This window comes from Massilia eurypsychrophila (assembly GCF_002760655.1).
In the GTDB taxonomy this organism is placed as follows: Bacteria; Pseudomonadota; Gammaproteobacteria; order Burkholderiales; family Burkholderiaceae_D; genus JAFCUW01.
Map to the genome: position 1 here is coordinate 1 of NZ_PDOC01000052.1, position 4,951 is coordinate 4,951.

4 protein-coding genes and 1 pseudogene are annotated in these 4,951 nt (G+C 55.5%); 2 read left to right on the forward strand and 3 right to left on the reverse strand.

Translation table 11 applies throughout. The features are described 5' to 3' along the window. Positions 1 to 285, forward strand: a 285-nt coding sequence (gene tnpB, locus CR105_RS26885; protein WP_143752824.1) for an IS66 family insertion sequence element accessory protein TnpB, incomplete at its 5' end; no start/stop codon positions are given. Positions 286 to 344: 59 nt separating this feature from the next. Then, positions 345 to 1,913, forward strand: coding sequence for an IS66 family transposase (gene tnpC / locus CR105_RS26890; protein WP_099793993.1), 1,569 nt, complete (start codon positions 345 to 347; stop codon positions 1,911 to 1,913). Positions 1,914 to 2,071: 158 nt separating this feature from the next. Here tnpC and fnr read toward each other — a convergent pair whose 3' ends face one another. The 3 genes and pseudogenes from fnr to CR105_RS26905 form a co-directional block, all read right to left on the reverse strand. After that, on the reverse strand, positions 2,072 to 2,839 hold the full coding sequence (fnr, locus tag CR105_RS26895) for a fumarate/nitrate reduction transcriptional regulator Fnr (RefSeq protein ID WP_099793995.1): 768 nt from the start codon (positions 2,837 to 2,839) through the stop codon (positions 2,072 to 2,074). A gap of 34 nt (positions 2,840 to 2,873) precedes the next feature. Next, a pseudogene (locus CR105_RS26900) lies at positions 2,874 to 3,117 on the reverse strand (Tn3 family transposase); the annotation flags it as partial. A gap of 22 nt (positions 3,118 to 3,139) precedes the next feature. Then, a complete protein-coding gene (locus CR105_RS26905; protein ID WP_099793997.1) occupies positions 3,140 to 4,294 on the reverse strand; it encodes a PAS domain-containing sensor histidine kinase in 1,155 nt (384 codons plus the stop codon). Positions 4,295 to 4,951: the final 657 nt, after the last annotated feature.

Consider the following 4,951-nt stretch of genomic DNA (forward strand, 5'->3'; position numbering starts at 1 on the left):
GATGCAGACCAGGATCACATCGATCGGAAAGCGCATCCCTTTGAAGTTGAGCATGTCGAGTCGTCCTGGGTTCGGGCGCCGCAGCTTACCCGATTACCCCGTCGATGTTCGCTAATGCGACAGAACCTTTGGATATGCCTGCGTCGTCTGCACCGCGGTCAGTTCGTTTGGCCGCAGGCACACGAAACAAGCTGGCAGTTAACCGACGAGCAATGGCAATGGCTGATCGCCGGCGTCGACTGGCAGCGCTTGGTCGCGCCGGCCCCGGCGCAATGGCAGCTGTAGCGCCGCGCATGTAAACTGTTGTGCTTGTAAACAGCGGCCATGCCCGGTAAACTACGGGAATGGATTTGCTCACCGAACTGACCCGCGCCAACCACGATCCCGCCGTGATCGCGAAGGTGCGCGCGCTGATGGAGCAAAGCGCCAGAGCAAAACAGGTGCTGGCGAAAAACAGTGCGACGCTGGCGGAGAAGGACTTCAAGATTGCTGCGTTGACGCTTGAACTAGCGTACTACCGTCGCATCAAGTTCGGCCAGAAAAGCGAGTCCTTCAGCGGTGAGCAGCGTGAGCTGTTTGAAGAAACGGTCAACACCGACCTGTCCGCGATCGAGGCCGAGCTGGTGTCACCTGCTGACATCGCTGACGGCGAAGCCGGCAAGCGCAAACGCAGCCGTGCCGGGCGCCAGCCGCTGCCGGCCGAACTGCCGCGCGTCGAGCACCGCCATGAGCCGGAGTCATGCCAATGCGCGGCATGCGGCCAAGGCCTGGTCATGATCGGTGAAGACACCAGCGAACAGCTCGACGTGGAGCCGGCGCGCTTCTTCGTACATCGCCACATTCGTCCGCAGTACGCTTGCCGCGCCTGCGAGACGGTCATCGCAGCAGCGGTGCCGCCGGCCATCATTGACGGCGGCATGGCAGCACCGGGCCTGTTGGCCTGGGTGGCGGTGAGCAAATACACCGATCACCTGCCGCTGTACCGGATCGAGCAGATCGGCGCGCGCCAAGGCGTGCCGCTGGCGCGCTCCACGCTGGCCGAGTGGATCGGCAAGATCGGCGTCGCGCTGCAACCCTTGAGCGAACGGCTGGCCGAACTGCTCAAAGAACGACCGTGTCTGCATGCCGACGAAACGCCGGTGCGGCAACTGGATCCCGGCGAAGGAAAAACCCGCGATGCCTATTTATGGGCCTACCGATCCAATGACCTGGACGAGGGGCCGCGCATCGTCGTGTTCGACTATCAAACCGGCCGTGCCGGCGCGCATGCGCGCGCCTTCCTGTCGGGCTGGCAAGGCCAGCTGATGATTGACGATTACGCGGGCTACAAAGCCATGTTCGCTGCCGGCATCACCGAGCTGGCGTGCTTGGCCCACGTACGCCGCAAGTTCTTCGACCTGCATGCTGCCAATGGTAGTCCGATCGCCGCAGAAGCCCTGCGCCGTATCGGCCACTTGTACGCCGTCGAGCAGCAAGGGCGCGAAGTGGCGCCGACAGAACGCTTCCAATTGCGCCAGGACCAGGCCAAGCCACTAATGGCCGATTGGCACGCATGGCTGCTTGCCGCACACAAGACCGTGGCCGTCGGCAGCTGCACCGCCAGGGCGATCGACTATGCCCTCAAGCGCTGGCCGGCGCTGCTGCGCTACGTCGATTCGGGCACGCTGCCAATCGATAACAACCCCGTCGAAAACACGATCCGTCCTATCGCCGTCGGGAAAAAGAACTGGCTGTTCGCTGGCTCTGAACGGGCCGGGCGGCGCGCCGCCGCGATCCAGACCCTGCTCGCCACCGCCAAGCTCAACGGACTCGAGCCATTACGCTGGCTCAGCGATACACTCGAAAAGCTGCCCACCTGCCCGAACAGCAAGATCGACTCCTTGCTACCGTTTGCACAGTCTACCCAGTCCTAAACCGCATTCATAGGTGGGTGGGCCGGACGCTTACGGTCGAATGGGGTTGCTTAAACCAGCGGACGGCTGCCTTGATTACTAGCCCGGTTCATTGCACGCCCAGACCGGAGTCAGGCGTTGCTTCAAGGAGTATTGTGCGACTTTAGCCAGCTGCGCATTTATCGTAGAGAGACCGACGGTTCTGTGCCGGCTGCTAGGGAGCGCAGCCGAACAATCTGTAGTAACGACACATCACGCTTATCTACTTTCACTAACCCTTGCTTCTTGAAACTGGCCAAAATGCGGCTGATGCTTTCAATCGTCAAACTCAGATAATTCGCAATGTCTTCTCGGGACATTCGAAGATGGAATCGAGTAGGGGAGAATCCCCGCTCGGCATAGCGCAGCGAAAGATTTATGAGGAAAACAGCAAAGCGCTGCTCAGCGCGCATGTTGCCCAGCAAAAGCATTACATTCTGCTCACGAGTAATTCCTTGGCCCATGAGTCGATGGAAATGTCGCATTAAGGTAGGTAGTTGGCCGATAATTTCTTGTAACCGATCAAAGGGGATTTCACACACCTCACTATCTTCCAAGGCTACAGCATCACACTGGTGCTCATCATTGCTTATTGCGTCGAGGCCGAGCAACTCTCCTGTCATCTGAAATCCGGTTATCTGCTCATCGCCCGAGGCGCCAATGTGCACCGTTTTAAAGTGACCGTATCGTATAGCATATAACTTACGGAATGGCTCTCCAACCTCAAACAGGCGGTCTCCTCGAAGGACCCGACGGCGTCGACCAATGGCTATGTCAAGGTGCTCAATTTCATCTTCGTCAAGCCCTCTTGGCAAACATAGTTCGTGCAAACTAAACTCACTGCAGCTTGCTTTGAGCGCTGGAATGTCTAAGAGCGTCTTCGATTCTGGCGCACTAAGTTTGTTCATACACTAAGCTTACAATAACTCTGGCCGAAGCGTCGCGCGTAGCTTTGTAACAGGCGATCGCGGGCTGGAATCGGTAGCCGAGCAGGCGGGAAAGCCCGAAAACAACCTCGCTGTAGCGCCTGTGTCAGTCATGATCTGAGTCGGCTGAAGGTCGGTTTGCTGCTTCAGGACGACGGCCAGTAGAATCAGGCTGTCGCGAACCGTGCCCGGCACAGTGATCAGTCCTGATAACTGGTTCTAGAGCAGGTGTACCAGGGCACGCCGCGCCCGACGCCGAAGCGCGCTCGGAATAGCTGAATCTTATTCTAAGTCAGGGAAGTATAGTGGTAGGCTGACCGTAAATTGACTTCCCCTGCCTTTACCTTCACTAGTGGCAGTTACCTTTCCCGAGTGCATATGTACTAGGCGTTCGACGAGCGCTAACCCAATACCCATTCCGTCGATAACGCGACTCTCAGGGCGCTCAACTTGAGTAAATAGACTAAAAATACGATTTAGCATGTTTGATGGGATTCCCTCACCATTGTCATTAACTCGGATAAGCGCCGATGTATCGTTGCTCTCAGTTGTAATCGAAATTACACCACCTCTCTTGGTATACTTGGCGGCATTGGTGAGCAAATTTGACAAAACTTGTGTTAGGCGCATTGAATCACCATCGATTAATAAAGGTCTTTCGGATTGTATGATCTTTAGCTCATGCATACCGCTGTCTACGAATGATTGACTTATTTCTACCGCTGTCGGCACAATAGATCGCAAATCAAATATTTGGCGCTGGAGTTTTAACTGCCCGCCACGCATTTTCGACACATCCATTAGATCATTCACTAGCCCAAGCATATGGGTGGTTTGACGCTCCAAAACTATCATCGCTTTTTGGCGGCCGGCGGGTCCGATCTCAGGCATTTGCAACAGGCCCCTTACGTTTGTGAGAACGCTTAAAGGCCCCCTCAGCTCGTGCATCACTACTGCTACGAAGTTATCCTTCTGGCGATCGGCTTCCTCCAGCTCCTCGCTTTTCCGGCGTAGTTCGTTTTCCATATTGCGGTGGATTGTCATGTCGTGAACCGCACAGGCTATAAAAACTCCCGCCGCGGTATTAAGAGGACTAAGCATCACGTCAATCGGAAACTCACTACCGTCCTTGTGGGTGCCAAGCAAATTAAGGCCGCTTCCCATCGAACGTGGACGCAAGTCGCTGTTATACGTCATCCGGTGCGTCACATGACCCGTCCGAAAACGGATGGGCATGAGCATCTCCATCGAAAGACCCAAGACCTCGTCGCGACTATAGCCAAAGAGTTGCTCAGCCTGCACGTTGAACTGAACGATCTCGCCAGATTGATCGATGACCGCCACTGCATCAGGCGCTACCTCAAGGAAGCCGTGGAAATTTTCAACAAAACGTCTTGTTTTTGTTCGCCTGCAGGGTAGCAAATATTGGGTGGACACTGGTAGCCCTTGATAACTTGGATGAGGTGATCTAAGAAAAACTGGATGAATCTACGATGAATGGGTCGCTCGGGACTTGACATGCATATCGTGATTAAACCGTCTTTTCCGGGGGATCGACCGAACGCTAAAGGTAGCTTTACATTGGACGACCGCGCTTCGAAAATTAGAGATTTCCACCGATTGATTATGGCCCCAAAAAGGCTCACAGGCGGGTTTATTAATGAAATATAATTAGCAACTCCGCGTCCTCGATGACTCGAAGCCGGGCGCTTGCCTCTTCTGGGATATAAGCCGGAACCGCCGAAGTTTCCGTCATCTTAACTCTGCACCCGAGCGTGCCCAGGTCGATCATCTAGCCTTTTCCCCCGGACCAGGTGGTTTCGGTCGTGCCGAATTGTAATTTGAGTGGCCGCAACGGAATATTATCCTTCGACTTCTGGGCCTTCCATTATGAACCGAGACAGATTTGCCAATGCGTCTTCAACTGACTACTGGGGTAACAACTGCGCGGTCGTGCCCATATCCTTGGCGTTCTCAAGGACCAAGTGCAACACCTCCTACTGTAAGGTGCCGCCATGGCGAAAATCTACCAACATCTGACTACCCAGGAGCGCGCCGTCGTCATGACCATGCGCGCCGACCTGTGCTCCACCC